This is a genomic window from Rhodobacteraceae bacterium D3-12 (genome assembly GCA_025916135.1).
Classification (GTDB): domain Bacteria; phylum Pseudomonadota; class Alphaproteobacteria; order Rhodobacterales; family Rhodobacteraceae; genus JAKGBX01.
The window spans coordinates 4,399,484-4,415,863 of record CP104793.1 but is presented as its reverse complement, the minus strand read 5'-3'; the positions used below and the strand labels follow the sequence as shown (position 1 = coordinate 4,415,863).

The 16,380-nt window shown below is 60.8% G+C and carries 14 protein-coding genes and 3 pseudogenes; 9 read left to right on the top strand and 8 right to left on the bottom strand.

Annotated elements, in window-relative coordinates; translation table 11 throughout:
- Positions 1-92: 92 nt before the first annotated feature.
- Positions 93-410: a LytTR family transcriptional regulator gene (locus N4R57_21595; protein UYV37489.1), complete on the bottom strand. Its 318-nt coding sequence runs from the start codon at positions 408-410 to the stop codon at positions 93-95.
- Entirely contained in the window at positions 407-967 is a 561-nt protein-coding gene (locus tag N4R57_21590; protein UYV37488.1) for a hypothetical protein, read from the bottom strand. The genes N4R57_21595 and N4R57_21590 overlap by 4 nt, the downstream gene beginning before the upstream one ends.
- Positions 968-1,233: 266 nt before the next feature.
- Here N4R57_21590 and N4R57_21585 point away from each other — a divergent pair, with 266 nt between their 5' ends.
- From N4R57_21585 to N4R57_21570, 4 genes and pseudogenes are all read left to right on the top strand, one after another.
- Complete coding sequence (locus tag N4R57_21585) at positions 1,234-2,022, top strand: exodeoxyribonuclease III (protein UYV37487.1); 789 nt, start codon at positions 1,234-1,236, stop codon at positions 2,020-2,022.
- Positions 2,023-2,141: 119 nt separating this feature from the next.
- A pseudogene (gene trxA / locus N4R57_21580) lies at positions 2,142-3,052 on the top strand (thioredoxin).
- A 27-nt stretch (positions 3,053-3,079) separates the two neighbouring features.
- Positions 3,080-3,727, top strand: coding sequence for an LON peptidase substrate-binding domain-containing protein (locus N4R57_21575; protein ID UYV37486.1), 648 nt, complete (start codon positions 3,080-3,082; stop codon positions 3,725-3,727).
- Positions 3,724-3,912, top strand: a complete 189-nt coding sequence (locus N4R57_21570; protein UYV37485.1) for a Trm112 family protein — start codon at positions 3,724-3,726, stop codon at positions 3,910-3,912. Before N4R57_21575 ends, N4R57_21570 begins: the two co-directional genes overlap by 4 nt.
- Positions 3,913-3,938: 26 nt before the next feature.
- Here N4R57_21570 and N4R57_21565 read toward each other — a convergent pair whose 3' ends face one another.
- A complete protein-coding gene (locus N4R57_21565) occupies positions 3,939-5,189 on the bottom strand; it encodes a UbiH/UbiF/VisC/COQ6 family ubiquinone biosynthesis hydroxylase (protein ID UYV37484.1) in 1,251 nt (416 codons plus the stop codon).
- A 68-nt stretch (positions 5,190-5,257) separates the two neighbouring features.
- On the opposite strand from N4R57_21565, the gene N4R57_21560 reads away from it, so the two are divergent.
- The 4 genes and pseudogenes from N4R57_21560 (at position 5,258) to N4R57_21545 (ending at position 11,665) form a co-directional block, all read left to right on the top strand.
- Positions 5,258-6,586 (top strand): amidase family protein, encoded by a 1,329-nt coding sequence (locus N4R57_21560; GenBank protein UYV37483.1) that lies wholly within the window; start codon positions 5,258-5,260, stop codon positions 6,584-6,586.
- A gap of 110 nt (positions 6,587-6,696) precedes the next feature.
- Positions 6,697-7,875, top strand: a complete 1,179-nt coding sequence (locus N4R57_21555; protein ID UYV37482.1) for an aminotransferase class I/II-fold pyridoxal phosphate-dependent enzyme — start codon at positions 6,697-6,699, stop codon at positions 7,873-7,875.
- Between the two features lie 14 nt (positions 7,876-7,889).
- A pseudogene (locus N4R57_21550) lies at positions 7,890-10,899 on the top strand (DNA translocase FtsK 4TM domain-containing protein).
- A gap of 163 nt (positions 10,900-11,062) precedes the next feature.
- Complete coding sequence (locus tag N4R57_21545; protein UYV37481.1) at positions 11,063-11,665, top strand: outer membrane lipoprotein carrier protein LolA; 603 nt, start codon at positions 11,063-11,065, stop codon at positions 11,663-11,665.
- Positions 11,666-11,979: 314 nt separating this feature from the next.
- On the opposite strand, the gene N4R57_21540 is transcribed toward N4R57_21545, so the two are convergent.
- The gene (locus N4R57_21540; GenBank protein ID UYV37480.1) at positions 11,980-12,570 is read right to left on the bottom strand and encodes a transglycosylase SLT domain-containing protein; all 591 of its coding nucleotides are present in this window, start codon (positions 12,568-12,570) and stop codon (positions 11,980-11,982) included.
- A gap of 200 nt (positions 12,571-12,770) precedes the next feature.
- Between N4R57_21540 and hspQ the strand changes: the two genes are divergently transcribed.
- Positions 12,771-13,097, top strand: coding sequence for a heat shock protein HspQ (hspQ, locus tag N4R57_21535; protein UYV37479.1), 327 nt, complete (start codon positions 12,771-12,773; stop codon positions 13,095-13,097).
- A 57-nt stretch (positions 13,098-13,154) separates the two neighbouring features.
- Here hspQ and N4R57_21530 read toward each other — a convergent pair whose 3' ends face one another.
- The 4 genes and pseudogenes from N4R57_21530 to N4R57_21515 all read right to left on the bottom strand — a co-directional run bounded on the left by N4R57_21530 (position 13,155) and on the right by N4R57_21515 (position 16,323).
- Complete coding sequence (locus tag N4R57_21530; protein ID UYV37478.1) at positions 13,155-13,538, bottom strand: rhodanese-like domain-containing protein; 384 nt, start codon at positions 13,536-13,538, stop codon at positions 13,155-13,157.
- Positions 13,539-13,592: 54 nt separating this feature from the next.
- Positions 13,593-15,165, bottom strand: a pseudogene (locus N4R57_21525) (gamma-glutamyltransferase family protein).
- Positions 15,166-15,459: 294 nt separating this feature from the next.
- Positions 15,460-15,942, bottom strand: a complete 483-nt coding sequence (locus N4R57_21520) for an ATP-binding protein (GenBank protein ID UYV37477.1) — start codon at positions 15,940-15,942, stop codon at positions 15,460-15,462.
- A 42-nt stretch (positions 15,943-15,984) separates the two neighbouring features.
- Positions 15,985-16,323 (bottom strand): STAS domain-containing protein, encoded by a 339-nt coding sequence (locus N4R57_21515; protein ID UYV37476.1) that lies wholly within the window; start codon positions 16,321-16,323, stop codon positions 15,985-15,987.
- Positions 16,324-16,380 lie beyond the last annotated feature (57 nt).

The following is a 16,380-nucleotide window of genomic DNA, read 5'->3' as shown; positions in this document are numbered from 1 at the left end:
AAAAGTTCCCGTTGCATGTGCGGGTTATCACATGCACCTCCCTGTTGGACTTGGCCCGGGCTTGCCCGGGCTCTTTTTTTGTCGGGCCCGCTTCAAGACGCCGTATCCAGCAAAGTGCTCTTAACCCAGTTCGACACATGACCGCGCTTGCTCCGCGCCACCGGAATTTCCTCACCGTTGCGCAGCACCAAAAACTGCGCCCCTTTGATCCGGTTCAATCCCACAATCGCATCCCGCGACACCCAATATGACCGGTGCGGCTGCACCCCGTGTTCGTGCGAAAACTCCTCGATCAAATCCTTCAGGCTGGTGCGCACCAACTCGCGCGCATCGTGCAACACCACCTCCACATAATGCTCCGCGGATTTGAGATAGAGAACATCCTCCAATGGCCGTTTGCGCCCATTCACATTGACGCTAAGCGGCTCTGGCGACGGCTCTTCTGCCGGCTGTGACGTGCCTGTTTCCTGCGGTTTTTCTTCGCCCCCGCGCCCCTCGCCGAGCGTCGCACCCGATAGAGAAGCGAGGGCAACAGCAAAGACGCCACCGCCGTTTCGAACAAAATCGCAACCACCGAATACCGGATGACATCCCAGTACAGCGATCCAACCCATAGATCCGGATCACCCATGACCAAACCGGCAACCCAATAATTGAAATGCAGCTGCACGAAAATCGTGCCCACGATCATCAACGCCGACGGAAGCGGTATCGACTTTCCAATTGGCCCGCCGAACCTCGCAAACGCTCTGAACAACCCGTACCAGATGCCAACCACAACCCAGCCGCTGACGTTCCAGAACAACGCTCGCCATGGGAAAAACACCTCGCCCGAAAACAGCACAGGGTCGACAATCGCAATCGTCGTACAGAACAAAAAGATGGCGACCGCAAACCGTCGTGAGAGGAGGACAGCCTTGACCTCCTCAACCTTAAGGAGAAAAACATGCCCATTCGTGGCAATCACCCGCGCTTCATGACAATCCGTTTTGATTTGAACCTCATTCATATTTTTTTAGGATCACCGAGTAGTTTTACAGTTTACAGTGTAAATGGTGCCGCGACACGAAACAATGTTTTGCAGTCGCTTCAGTACGTTCCAGATTAAAAGCTTCCCCTCGGTAAGGCCTGAGAGAGCCCCCGGCTCGCTCAGGCCACTTAATCTCTGATCCGCTCTGGCACATTTCTCCGTCTGGCCTTAGCGTGCGCCAAATCGCGCCGACAGGAGAGACCATGCCCTTCACCCTCGCCACTTGGAACATCAACTCGGTCCGCCTGCGCGAACCCATCGTCTCGCGCCTTCTCACCGAAGAGGCCCCGGATGTGCTTTGCCTTCAGGAATGCAAAAGCCCGGTCGACAAGATCCCGCTCGACGCTTTCGCGGCCCTTGGCTACCCCTACATGGTTGCCCGCGGCCAAAAGGGCTACAACGGCGTCGCGATCCTGTCGCGCACCCCGATTGTCGAGGCAGGAGATCAGGATTTCGCCGCCCTCGGCCATGCCCGCCACATCGCTGGACGGCTCGAAAACGGCGTGGTGCTCCACAATTTCTACGTCCCCGCTGGCGGCGACATCCCCGACCGCGACAAAAACGAGAAGTTCGGCCAAAAGCTCGACTACCTGACCGAGATGCGCGACTGGTTCCACGCCGAGAAGCCAAAGAAATCCATCCTCGTCGGCGATCTCAACATCGCCCCGCGCGAGGATGACGTCTGGTCGCACAAAAAACTGCTCAAGGTGGTCTCTCATACCCCGATCGAGGTCGAACACCTCGCCCAGACCCAAGACGCCGGTGATTGGGTCGACATCACGAGACAGGACATCCCCGAAGGTCAGCTTTATTCGTGGTGGTCCTATCGCGCCCGCGACTGGGATGTTGCGGACAAGGGCCGCCGCCTTGATCACATCTGGGCCACGTCCGACATTTCCAACGCCGGTCACTCCTCTCGCGTCCTGCGTGACGCGCGCGGCTGGGAAAAACCCTCTGACCACGCCCCGGTCTTTGCCAGCTTCGATCTCTGAACGCCGCCCAAACCGCCGCTGCACCCCCCAAGGCGCCCCGCTCCCCTTGCAACAGCGGCCCTGATGCCTCATCTAACGGGCAAGCATTGAACATTCGCACCCCGTCCGAGGAACCCACCATGGTCGATCTGAACCTGTCCCAACCCGCTCCTGCCGCCGCCGATCTGGTCTTTGACGCGACCGAAGCGACCTTTATGACCGATGTCATCGAGGCCAGCCAAACCGTGCCGGTCATCGTCGATTTCTGGGCGCCGTGGTGCGGCCCCTGCAAAACCCTCGGCCCCGCGCTGGAAGAAGCGGTGCAAAAGGCTGGCGGCAAGGTCCGCATGGCCAAGGTCAACGTCGATGAAAACCAGATGATCGCAGGCCAGATGCGCGTGCAATCCATCCCCACCGTCTATGCCTTTTTCGAAGGCCAGCCGGTTGATGGCTTCAAGGCGCCCTGCCGCCCTCCGAAGTCGCCGCCTTTGTCGAGAAAACCGCCGCCCTCGCCGGTGAGGACGAAGGCCTCGCCGAAGCCGTCGCCGCCGCCGAGGAAATGCTTGCCGAAGGCGCGGCCTCCGATGCCGCGCAAACCTTCGCCGCCATTCTCGAGGAAGAGCCCGACAACGCCGCCGCCTATGGCGGCCTCGCCCGCGCCCATATCGCCATGGACGACCTCGATCAGGCCGAAGCCATCCTCAACGGCGCGCCTGCCGAAATCACCGACAAACCCGAACTCGAAGCCGCCCACGCACAGCTCGATCTCGCCCGTCAGGCCGCAGATGCTGGCCCGGTCGGCGAACTTCAGGCCGCGGTTGACGCCGATGAAAACAATCATCAGGCCCGCTTTGACCTCGCTCAGGCGCTGCATGCCTCTGGCGATGTAGAGGGCGCAGTCAATCAATTGCTCGACCTGTTCCGCCGTGACCGCGACTGGAACGATGGCGCGGCCAAGGCGCAATTGCTGACCATCTTCGAGGCGCTGCAACCCCAAGACCCCATCGCTCTGGCGGGTCGTCGCAAACTTGCGTCAATGATCTTGGTCTAAACCGGCTTTTCGCGCTATCATCACGCCATGACCATTCAAATGGACCTGCCCGAGGTCATCCCGGTGTTCCCCCTGACCGGCGCGCTCCTCTTGCCGCGTTCGCGTCTGCCGCTGCACCTGTTTGAACCGCGCTATCTCGCCATGATGGAAGATACGCTCAAAACGCCCGAGCGGTTGATTGGCATGATCCAACCCAACGAAGTGCCCGGCCGCGAGGGCAGAACCGGCCTCATGACCATCGGCTGCGCCGGGCGCGTCACCCAATTCTCCGAAACCGAAGATGGCCGCTATATGATTACCCTGTCGGGCATCTCGCGGTTTCGCATCCTCGAAGAGATCGAAGGCTTCCCGCCCTATCGCCGCGCCCGCGTAAGCTGGGAAGGGTTCGAACGTGATCGCGGCGGAACCGATCATGATCCGGCCTTCGACCGCTCTGCCTTCATGGCGCTGCTCGAACGGTTTTTTGCCGCCAAAGGGCTCAACACCGATTGGGAAACCCTCAAAGACGCCGAGGACGAATTGCTCGTCAATTCCCTGTCGATCCTGCTCGAATTCGAACCGGAAGATAAACAAGCCCTGCTCGAAGCGCCCTCACTGTCCACCCGGCGCGAAACTCTTATAACCCTGATCGAATACGCCCTGCACGGCGGCGACGGAGAGGATTTAATGCAATGAGCGACACAACACCCGCCTTCGACCCACATATGCTCGAAGCCCTGATCTGTCCGCAAACCCAAGCGGTCCTCGAATATGACGCCGCAGCGCAAGAACTGATCAGCAAACCCGCCGGCCTTGCCTATCCGATCCGCGACGGTATTCCGGTCATGCTGGTCGACGAAGCCCGCAAACTCGACACCTAAGGCGGCGCGCCCCGCCGGGCGCGGCTTTACGCTTGCATCAACTCCGGCAACTCTCCGGTAAGCCCAGCCGCCTCGCGCAGGAATGTCCGGCGCAATCCGGGCATGGCATTCACCGCGCCCATCCCCAACCCACGCGCCGCGCGCAAAAGCGGGTTATCGTTTGAAAACAACTTGTTGGTCAGGTCGGTCGCCATCGCAAGCGTCTGCGTATCAAACCGCCGCCATTCCTCATAGCGCTGCAAAACCAACAGGCTGGCAAAATCCTCACCGCGCCGGGCGGCATGGCTCAACACATCCACCAACGCGCCGACATCGCGTAGACCCGCGTTCAATCCCTGCCCGGCGATCGGATGCATCCCATGCGCCGCATCTCCGATCAACGCCAGCCGCTCAGTCACAAAATCATTCGCTATCGTCAGGCTCAAAGGATAGCTGAAGCGCTTGCCCTTAAGCGTGATCGGCCCAAGAAAGTCGCCAAACCGCGGACGCAATACCTCCATGTAATCCGCATCCGATAGCGCCGCGATGGCCGCCGCGTTCTCATGACTCTCTGACCAAACGATGGACGAGACATTGCCCGGCAACGGCAAAATCGCCAATGGTCCGTTCGCCATGAAAAACTGATGCGCAATGCCGTGGTGCGGCGCGTCATGCGCAATCGCGCAAACCAACGCCGTTTGCCCGTAATCCCAACCCGACCGCTTGATCCCGGCCCGCTCGGCGGTGCCCGATGCACGCCCGTCACACCCGACAAGCAACCGCCCGCGCAACGTCTTGCCACCTTCAAGCGTAAGCGTCACGCCGCTGGCATCGGCGTCCTGCGCCACAACCCGGCCCTCGATCTGCGTAATCGCTTTTTCCTCGGCCATCGCCTCAAGGAAGGCGCGGCGCAAAAAGCGATCTTCCAGCATGTAGCCCATCGGCCCGTCTTCGACCTCGGCACTGTCGAAATGCAGGAAAAACGGCCCCGCTCCGGCCCCCGCGCGCCCGTCGGACGCCTTGATTTCATGCATCGGCTGGCTCTTTTCGGCCACCCGCGCCCAAATGCCGATCCGCTCCAACAACCGCTTTGACGCCAACGCCAAAGCATAAGACCGCCCGTCAAAACCGGCGTTCTTGCGCAATTTCACCGGAACCGCGTCCACCACGCTCACGGTGAACCCCTTGCCCGCGAGGGCCAACGCCAACGCCGGGCCGTTCAAGCCCCCGCCGACGATCAGAATATCGCTGTCATAGGTCATGACATCACATATGGACACGCGCGCGGGATTGTCCATGCTGCACTTCGCCGCTAGCGTGGTGCATGAGTATTTATAGCAAGATGAAGCTGCGGGAGTGCGCATAAATGAAAGACTGGTTGTGGATGAGCATGGGTGACCTGGGCCGTGGAATCGCATCAGGTGCAATCGACCCCGTGGCGCTGACTCAAACCTATCTTGAGGCGATCAAGGCGCATCCGCTGCAAGACCGCATCTATGCCCGCCTGACGGAAGAGCGCGCTTTGGCCGAAGCCCATGCCGCAGCAGAGCGCGCGAAAACCGGTCACCGGCGCGGGCCGCTCGACGGGGTGCCGGTAAGCTGGAAAGACCTGTTCGACAGCGCCGGCGTGGCCACCGAAGCAGGCTCGGCCCTGCTCGAAGGGCGCACACCGGACAGCGACGCGCTTGTGCTCAAAAACGCAACGGCGGCGGGCACCGTCTGCCTTGGCAAAACCCACATGTCAGAGCTGGCATTCTCTGGGCTGGGCTATAATCCCAGCACCGCGACACCGCCCTGCGTGAACGACGAATCGGCGGTGTCGGGGGGCTCGTCCTCTGGGGCGGCGGCCTCGGTGGCCTTTGGGCTTGCGCCTTGCGGCATCGGTTCGGACACCGGCGGATCGGTGCGCATTCCATCGGCGTGGAACGACCTTGTCGGGCTTAAAACCACCTCGACGCGTTTGCCTCTGACCGGGGTTGTGCCGCTCTGCGCGCGCTTTGACACCATCGGCCCGCTTTGCCGGACTGTCGAAGACGCCGCGTTGATGCTGGCCGCGCTCGAAGGCGGCGCGCCTGCCGACCTTAGAGGCGCCTCCGCGCATGGCCTGCGAATCGGCGTGTTGCAAACCGCCGCCCTTGACCTCACCCGCGCCGAACCGATGGCCGGCTACACCTCCGCGCTGGAAAAACTCGCCGCCGCCGGGGCCACGCTTGAAAACTTCGACGCGCCAGAAGTGACAACCGCGCTGGCACAATCCGCCATCACCTTCACCGCCGAAGCCTATGGCACATGGGGCGAAACCATCGAAGCGGCTCCGGAGAAGATGTTCGCGCAGATCCTCGAGCGCTTCCGCGCCGGGAAAACCTTTGCCGCGCCCGATTATGTCCACGCCTGGCAGGTGCTTGATCAATGCCGCGCCACGTGGAATGCCCGCGTTGCGGGCTATGATGCCGTCATCATCCCCGCCTCGCCGATCATGCCGCCCAATATCGAACGGCTCGGCTCGGATCACGACTATTACGTCACCGAAAACCTGCTCGCGCTGCATAATACGCGGATCGGCAATGTGCTGGGCCTCTCGGCCATCACCCTGCCCACGGGCCACCCGTCTGCGGGCGTTATCCTGATGGGAAAACCCTTTGGCGAAGAGGCGCTTTTGCGGGTCGCAGCCGGGGCCGAGGCGGCGTTGTCATAATTGCCACAACCCTACGGAATCCCGCCTCTTTTTGTGGACGCGCCGGATAAGTTTGAGTAATTTTACATCAAACGGGGCGCGAATGACCCCGACCTAGAGGCAGTATCAGCATGTTCCCCGAGCGGTTCTCGAACCTACCGGCATACGCATTCCCGCGCCTGCGCGCGCTGTTGGATCACCACCAACCCGGTGGGGATGTGGTGCATATGACTATTGGCGAACCCAGACACGGGTTTCCCGATTGGGTCACTGACATCATTACGGAAAATGCCGCCGACTTCGGAAGATACCCGCCAAGCGACGGCACGCCAGAGCTGCTCTCGGCGGTGGCGGGCTGGGTCAAAACCCGCTTTGGCGTCACGCTGGATGCGGCGTCGCAAATCATGTCGCTCAATGGCACGCGCGAAGGGCTCTACAATGCCTGCACGGCGCTGGTGCCCGAAAAAAAGCGCGGCGAGCAACCGCTCGTTCTGCTCCCGAACCCGTTTTATCAGGTCTACATGGTTGCCGCGATTTCGGTGAACGCACGGCCCGTGCTGGTCCCGGCAACCCGCTCGACCGGCTATCTGCCCGACTACTCCGGCCTGCCGACCGATATGCTCAACCGGGTCGCCGCCGCCTATATCTGTTCGCCTTCCAACCCCCAAGGGGCCGTGGCCAGCCGCGATTACCTGCGCGAGCTGATCGACTTGGCCGAACAATTCGATTTCCAGATTTTCGCAGATGAATGCTACTCCGAGATTTGGCGCAATGATGCCCCTCCCGGCGCGCTCGAGGTTGCCGCCGAAATGGGGGCCGACCCCGACCGCGTCGTGGTGTTCCATTCGCTCTCCAAACGGTCCAACCTGCCGGGCCTGCGCTCCGGTTTTGTCGCCGGTGGTGCCAAAAGCATCGCGCAGATGAAACAACTGCGCACCTACTCCGGCGCACCGGTGCCCCTCCCGCTTCAGGCCGCCGCCACGGCGGTTTGGCAGGACGAGGTGCATGTCGATGAAAACCGCCGCCTCTATCAGGAAAAATACACCGCCGCCGATGCGATTTTCGCTGGCGTGCAGGGCTATCAAGGCCCCGAAGCCGGGTTTTTCCTCTGGCTTCCGGTCGACGATGGCGAAACAGCCGCGCTCAAGGCGTGGCAGGAAACCGGCGTGCGGGTGCTCCCCGGCGCATACCTCGCCCGCGAGGTGAACGGACATAACCCCGGGCAGGGATATATCAGGGCGGCCATGGTCGCCCCTAAACAAGAAATGCAGCAGGGGCTCACGCGGCTCCGTGACTGCATCTACAGCTGAGGACGAGGGAAACCATGGCATATCAGGCACGCGGCCGCGATCCGCTTCTCGACAGCAACATGGCAGAGGCCATCGAAAAACGTGGCAAAGAGCTGATCGGCATTGCGCTTATGCTGACCGGCCTCGCCGCGGTGGCGATGATCTGGTCCTATGCTCCGTCCGATCCGTGGTGGATGTCTGCCACCGATGCACCCGTGCAAAACTGGCTTGGCCGCTTCGGCGCGTCGCTGGCGGCACCCATGTTCATGATCGTCGGCTGGGGAAGCTGGGGCGTCGCCATTGTGCTTCTGGCATGGGGCCTGCGCTTTGCTTTGCATCGCGGCAATGAACGCGCCGTGTCGCGGCTGATCTTTGCGCCGATCTGGGTCGCGCTTTTGTCGATCTATGCCGCCACGCTGGTTCCCGGCCCGGAATGGACCCACTCCTTCGGCCTCGGTGGCCTGTTTGGCAAAACCGCGCTCGGCAGCCTGCTCAATATCCTCCCGATTAGCGCAACAACCGGGCTCAAAATCCTGTCGCTGCTGCTTGGCGTGGCAATGATCGCCCTCGGCGCTTTGTGCTTGGCTTTACCAAGGTTGAGATCACCCAGATCGGTCGCTTCCTGTTGATCGGTCTGATCCTGCTCTATGCCTCGCTGATGACGCTTCTGGGCCGCACCGCGCGTGGCGCGGTCTCGACCGCGCAGACCTTGCAAACCAAAACCGCCGAACGGCGCGAGCGTCGCGCCGAAGCCCGCGCCGAGGCCGCCGAATGGGCCGCCATGCAGGACGCCCAAACTGCCGCCGCACAGACCGCAAACCCGCCCGCCGATCGGCTCTATGACGAGGAACGGCCCTTCCACGCGCCCGATTCCATGCCGTATGACTCGATGCCCCATGACACAGCACCGCTCGATCAGCTGCACCAGGAACCCGAAAAGCAAGGGCTCCTGTCGCGCGCAACCAACCTGATCCGCCGTCCTGATCCCGCCCCTATGGTCGAGCCTGAGCCCGAGCTTGTCGAACCCGCCATGCACTATGGCACCGAACCCCAAGCGCCCAGCAACGACCACATCAAGGCGCGCATCGCTGACGTCATCAAATCCCGCGTCCGCCAAAACCCTGCCGTTCAGATCGAATCCGTCGCCCCCCTGACCAAAGGGCGCGGTCGTGGCCCCGATCCGCTCGTGCTCAACGCCGCCCCGACAACGACGCAGCTCCCACCAGAGCCGCCTCTCACCGCAGCGCAGGCCGCGGCGCCCAGCCCAGCGCTCAGCCTCAATCCGCAGGCCCAATCCTACTACGCCGAGCCGCAAACCTATGCGCCCGAACCCGATCCCGCGCTGATCGAATCCCCCTGCCGCTGGTCGAAACCGCACCGGAACCCGCCCCGCAGCAGGCCCAGCCCCACATCCCCGTGGCCGAGCCGAAAAAGGTCGTTCAGCAACCCATTCGCAAACCGATCCAGCCCTCGACCCGCGCCAAGGCCGAAGCCCAGCCGACGCTGAAATTCGATGACACCCGCCCGGCCTATGAGCTTCCGCCGCTGTCGCTCCTCGCCAACCCGGTGACCATCGAACGCCACCACCTCTCGGACGAGGCGCTCGAAGAAAACGCGCGCATGCTTGAAACCGTGCTCGATGACTACGGCGTCAAAGGCGAAATCGTCAGCGTCCGTCCCGGCCCCGTCGTCACCATGTACGAACTCGAACCCGCTCCGGGCCTCAAAGCCTCGCGCGTGATTGGCCTTGCCGATGACATCGCCCGCTCCATGGCGGCGCTCTCTGCGCGGGTCTCCACCGTGCCGGGCCGCTCGGTGATCGGCATCGAACTGCCCAACGACAACCGCGAGATGGTGTCCTTCCGCGAAATCCTCTCGTCCCGCGACTACGGCGATGGCAATCACAAGCTGCCCCTCGCCTTGGGCAAGGACATCGGCGGCGACCCTGTCGTGGCCAACCTCGCCAAGATGCCGCACCTTTTGATCGCGGGCACCACCGGCTCGGGTAAATCCGTGGCCATCAACACCATGATCCTGTCGCTCCTTTACAAGCTCACGCCCGAGGATTGCCGCCTGATCATGATCGACCCCAAGATGCTCGAACTCTCGGTCTATGACGGTATCCCGCACCTGCTCTCACCGGTCGTAACAGACCCTAAAAAGGCGGTTGTGGCCCTGAAATGGACCGTGGGCGAGATGGAAGAACGCTATCGCAAGATGTCCAAAATGGGCGTGCGTAACATTGATGGCTACAATTCCCGCGTCGCCGATGCGCTGGCCAAAGGCGAAACATTCGAGCGCACCGTGCAAACCGGCTTTGACGATGACACCGGCGAACCGATCTTCGAATCCGAAGAAATCACACCCGAGAAAATGCCCTATATCGTCGTTATCGTCGACGAGATGGCCGACCTGATGATGGTCGCGGGCAAGGAAATCGAAGCCTGCATCCAGCGCCTCGCGCAAATGGCACGGGCCTCCGGTATCCACCTCATCATGGCAACCCAGCGTCCCTCGGTCGATGTCATCACCGGCACGATCAAAGCCAACTTCCCCACCCGGATTTCCTTCCAGGTGACCTCGAAAATCGACAGCCGCACCATCCTTGGTGAAATGGGTGCCGAACAGCTGCTCGGCATGGGCGACATGCTCTATATGGCGGGCGGTGCGAAAATCACCCGTTGCCACGGGCCGTTTGTCTCCGATGAAGAGGTCGAAGAAATCGTCACCCACCTCAAGGCCTTCGGCCCGCCCGAATACCTCTCGGGCGTGGTGCAAGGGCCGGATGACGAAAAGGCCGACAACATCGACGCGGTGCTTGGCCTCGCAACCGGTGGCAACACCACTGGCGAAGACGCCCAATATGACGAGGCCGTCGCGATCGTCATCAAGGACCGCAAATGCTCGACCTCTTATATCCAGCGCAAGCTCGGCATCGGCTATAACAAGGCCGCCCGCCTTGTGGAGCAGATGGAGGAAGAAGGCCTCGTTTCTCCGGCAAACCACGTCGGCAAACGCGAAATTCTGGTCCCCGAACAGGCGTAATCCGGGTCCCGACCCCTCTCTGCCCCCCCTCCCCTACTGCGGCGGGGGGCGACGCCCCACTTTCCGCTCAAACACCGGCTTGTTATCGCCTATCACTTGGGTTCTCGCTAGTTTGACCCTATCTCGCTGATAGATTGGCGCATAACCACGAAGGACCGCTCGCATGAAACTGGCCCGCTTTGCACTGGCAACCCTGCTTGCCACCTCCCTCGCCGCACCGGCTTGGGCGGACAAGCTGTCGCTCAACGAGATCTCGAAATATCTCAACGGCCTGAAAACGGCGACCAGCCCCTTCACACAGGTCAACGACGACAGCTCCATTTCGACTGGCACGATCTATATCCGCCGACCGGGCAAGATTCGCTTCGAATATAACCCGCCCGAAAAAACCCTCGTGCTGGCCTCTGCCGGGGCCGTGGCAATCTTTGATCCGAAAACCAATCAGGGGCCGGAAACCTATCCGCTCAACCGCACGCCGCTGAAGATCATCCTCGCCAAAAACGTCGATCTTGGCCGCGCCAATATGGTTGTCGGTCACACCTATGATGGCACCGCCACCATCGTTACGGCCCAAGACCCCGAACATCCCGAATACGGCAATATCCAGCTCAAGTTCACCGGCAATCCGGTCGAACTCCGCCAGTGGATCATCAACGATGACGCCGGCTCGCGCACCACTGTCATTCTCGGTGCGTTGAAAAAGGGCGGCAACATGCCGAACCGGCTGTTCGACATCGACCTCAACACCAGCACCTTCGACCGCTGACATCGCCACCTAGCAAAGCCCGGAGTCAAGGCGCATAGCGCCGCCGGGCAGCGCCCGACCGCCCCATGGGCGGGCGCTGCCCTATGTGGCGTGGGGCAATCTGCACTCTTTGCTGACCGCCTCTGCAACCGGCAGAGCACCTTGGCGTTGTCTGCACCCGTTTCCAGCGCCCGCCGCGTTAACCATGGCGATGCTTAACATGTTCGGAAATTTCGGCAGCCGGGAGTCAGCCGGATGTCAGCCGGGAGTCACCCCCCAAATGGTTAACGCCACCGGCGGTTAACCATTCCCTCCGCGCATGGAGGCACAGCCGCCTATCTCAGCCGCCCGCACCGCTTCAACTGCGCCTCATAGGTCTTCGAGCGTGCACCAACTTCGCCCGACACGCGCATCAACCACGCTTTGGCACGGTAGGTGCCACGCCGATAGCCGGTGTGCCCCTCGTGATAAGCAAGATACTGGTTGCGCGCGTCGCTCAGCGCGATACCGTTCCGCTCTTTGGTGATGTTCATATACCAGCCCATAAAGTCGCTCGCATCGCGGATATTGTTGCGCTTGGCGCGGCTGTTGCCCGTGGCCTGCTTGTATTCTTTCCACGTCGCATCCAGCGCCTGCGAATAGCCATAGGCACTTGATTGACGGCCCATCGGGATCACCCCAATGGCCCAGCGAAACGGCGTGCGCGCATCCGCCTTGAACTTGCTTTCTTGGTAAATGGTCGCCATCTGCACATGCACCGGCACGTTCCACTTGCGCTCGGTCGCGCGAAACGCGCGCACATAATGCGGCCTGCTTTTCAGGATGCTGCACGCATTGTCGAACTCACGTGGCGCCTGATAGTCGCGGCCACCGCCACAACTTGCCAGCAACATCAACAGAATAAGGGCGCGAAGGGGTCTGCTCATTCCTGCCTCTCGCTTTTTTGTTTTGCCGCAAGTTAGCCCATTTTCGCCTCCGGCTAAAGCAGAATTCCACAACGGCCGCGTCACGCCGGATCACAACTGTCACATTTGCGCACACAGTTTGTTTCCCCGAAAATTGCGCTGCCTAAATGGACAAATGCCCCTTGAAAGCCCTATGCTAGAACGATAGGGGCTGGCGAACTATGCGTAGAACACTTGCGAAATATCACCTTGGCCAAGTCGTGCGCCATCGAAAACACCCGTTCCGCGGCGTGGTTTTTGACGTCGATGCCGAGTTCAACAACACCGAGGAATGGTATGATGCCATCCCCGAAGACTCGCGCCCCGAGAAAGAACAGCCGTTCTATCACCTGCTGGCCGAAAATGATCAGAGCTACTATGTCGCCTATGTCAGCGAACAGAACCTGATCGCCGACTATTCGGGCGAACCCGTCGATCACCCCGACATCCCCGATCTCTTCGGCCCCTTCGAGGACGGCCTCTACCCGCTGCACTTCCAACTGAACTAAAGGCGCGTATCACCACGCGCCTTTGCAAGTCCAAGCCGGGCAAGTCCAAGCCGGGTGTTACAGTTCGACCGGTCGTCCTTCTTTTTTCCACGCTGAAAACCCGCCTTCCATCTCGGCGATGTTTTCGACCCCCATGTCCTTCAACACCTTTGTCGACAACGCCGAACGCCACGCGCTTGCACAAAACAGAACAAGCGTTTTGTCCGTCGCCAACGCCTCTTTGAAATAGGGGCTCTGCGGATCGACCCAGAATTCCAGCATCCCGCGCGGCGCATGAAACGCGCCTTCAATCCGCCCTTCTCGCGCCAACTCCCTAGGGTCACGAATATCCACCAACAGGATCTCACCCGCTGCCGCCTTGGCCTGCGCCTCTTCGGCGGAAATCGACGTGATCTCGCGCTTCGCCGCCGCAACCATTTCTTTCACCGGCGTAATCGCCATGGCTCACCTCCTGATAAATGCGCCCGGACCAATCCCGGGCCCGTCATTGTCGCTTTAGTATCCCAGCGCGATCCCGTCTTTCCTCGGATCAGACGCCCCTTCAAGCAGACCATCCTCGCGCAGCTGAATCGCCTGCGCCCCGCCCAGCGGACCATCCGGCACCGCCACGTTATGCCCCATATCGACAAGCTCCGCTCGAACGGCTTCGGAATAGCTCCGCTCAACATTAAGAACATCCCCGTCGGCAAAACTACGCGGCGCATCTATCGCCGCCTGCGGGTTCATCCCGAAATCCACCATGTTAGAGACGATCTGGCATGTCCACAGGGTTGATACGCCCCCCCATCACGCCAAATGGCATGACCGCGCCGCCATTCTTAACCATGCCGGGAATGATCGTATGCATCGGACGCTTGCCACCCGCCATCTCGTTCGGATGCCCTTCATCCAGCGTGAAACCAGCTCCCCGGTTTTGCAGCAGGATACCGAATTTCTCGCTCGCAATCCCGCTCCCGAACCCGTGAAAAATCGAATAGATGAACGACACAGCCATCCGGTCCTTGTCCACAACCGTGATGTAAATCGTATCCTTATGCACCGCCTCGCTCACCGGCGCCGCCGCCGCCATTGCCCGCTTCGGATCAATCAAAGCAGCCAGCTTCTTGGCCGTCTCTGTCGCCATCATATGGTCAAGCCGCGCCGTGTGGTCCGGGTCGGCAATAAACCTGTTACGCGCATCATAGGCCAGCTTCGTCGCCTCCGCCTCGATATGGGCGCGCTCTGCGCCAAATGGGTCCATTCCGGCAATATCGAACTGGTTCAGAATATTCAGCAACAGATTCGCCGTCGCGCCCTGCCCGTTCGGCGGATGCTCCAGCAGAGTCGCGCCCTTGTAATCCCCGCCCACCGGATCGGTGTAAAAACTCTCCGCCGCTGCGAAATCATCAAGCGTATGAACACCGCCACGCGCACGCAGCTCGCTCACCATGTCGTCGGCCACTTCCCCGGTATAAAACCCGTCGCGCCCTTGTGCCGCGATCCGCCGCAGCACCTCGGCTTGCCCCGGCGCGCGAAACTTCTGGCCAACCTGCGCGGGTTTGCCATCCACAAGGAAATACTTTTTGCCGTGGCCCGACAATGCCTTGGCCGCTGTTGGCCAATCGAACGCCACGCGCGGCGCAACCGGAACCCCCTCTTCGGCATAGCGAATAGCAGGCGCCAAAATACGATCCAGCCCCAGCGCCCCCCAGTCCGCGTTCAATCGACAAAACCCATCAATCGCCGTCGGGATCGTCACCGCTTCGGGCGCAAAAAGCGGCACAGTCTTATGGCCCGCCTCTCGCAAGGCCGCCGCGCTCGCCGCCGCCGGGGCCCGCCCCGATCCGTTGAGCGCCTTGATCTCATCCGACCCGGCCGGTTTGAACAAAACAAAGCAATCGCCGCCAATCCCGGTCATCTGCGGTTCGCAAATCCCCAAAAGCACAGCCCCCGCGATGGCAGCGTCCATCGCGTTGCCACCCGCCTCCAGCGTTTCAATCGCAACTTTTGCCGCCAACGGATGCGACGTAGCGCAAACCCCATTTGCGGCCAACACCGCTGATCGTCCTGGAAAGTGAAAATCGCGCATGAATTCGTCCCCTTGCCCTGCGTTGGCAAAAGACTAGGGCGCATCGCACCAAATGCCAACGCATGGTTTGCGTGGTTGGCCGGTTAAAATTTTGGGAAAAAGTAAACCTCGACGCCACGCACTGGGTGGGGGCTGTTAACGCGCGGCGCCGAGGGAAGCCATATGCAGCTACCCCTCCGTTATGCGTAATGAATCTGGCGCGATTACGAACGCATTAAGGCGATTCAATGATCGTTTTTCACCGGGTCTGACCAAAGTTGCCAAAGGTTGCCAAGTTTCTGAAAACCCCGGCGCTCATGACGGGCTTTCGCCCTCTAACACCTTCAAAGATATATAAAATTTGAGAGTGTTGCGATCCGAGTCACGGGTATAGCCAAGCCCGCAAGCAAGGTTGCGAACCATATACCAACCAAAACCACCTTCCGGCAACTCTTCCCTGACGCGATCAACATCAGGCGGATCGCCCCGCGGAAGTTGTAGCCCCAGAAAGGCGCGCCCGGAATCACGAACGCAAAAATGCAGCGCGGCCTCTTCCCGTTCGCACATCACCTCAATCGGGCCACTCTGTCCCGGACCATAGGCATGTTCAACCACGTTGTTGAGAACCTCTCCAACGACAAGCTCAACCGTGGTTTCATGCTCAGCGCCAAGCTGCATCACAGCCAGCCGGTCTTTCAACTGGGCCAGCGCCTCACGCACTTCCCACGCGCCGCTCGCAAAAGAAATCGAGACCCGCTGAGAAGGCTGGCATCCCGCGTTTTCGCTGTCCTGCGTCATGTGCGCCTTGTCCTTGGGCCACGCGTCGGGGCGCACCCGCTTTTATCCCGCATAAACCGCCTCGGCTTGCGCCACGTCGGTGTGAATGGTGAACACAGTGTCCATCCGGGTTAGGCGAAAGACACGCTCCACCGCCGGCGTCAGCCCGGCAAGGTCAAGCCGCCGGGTGCTGCCCATCTGCTTCATCGCCGCGACAATCGCGCCCAACCCGCTCGAATCGACAAACTCAACCTCGCTCAGGTCAAACACCACATGCGGCGCGCCCCTTCCGATCACCTCTCTGATCTGATCCTTGAATCTGATGGCGACCGCAGCATCAATCCGCTGCTCACGCACTGTCACAACCAAAAACTCGCTAGCGTCCCTAATCTCAAGTTTCATTTCTGAGCCCTTGTTGCCGTAGAAATACGATTGATAAGCAAGCAGGGTAGACCTCAA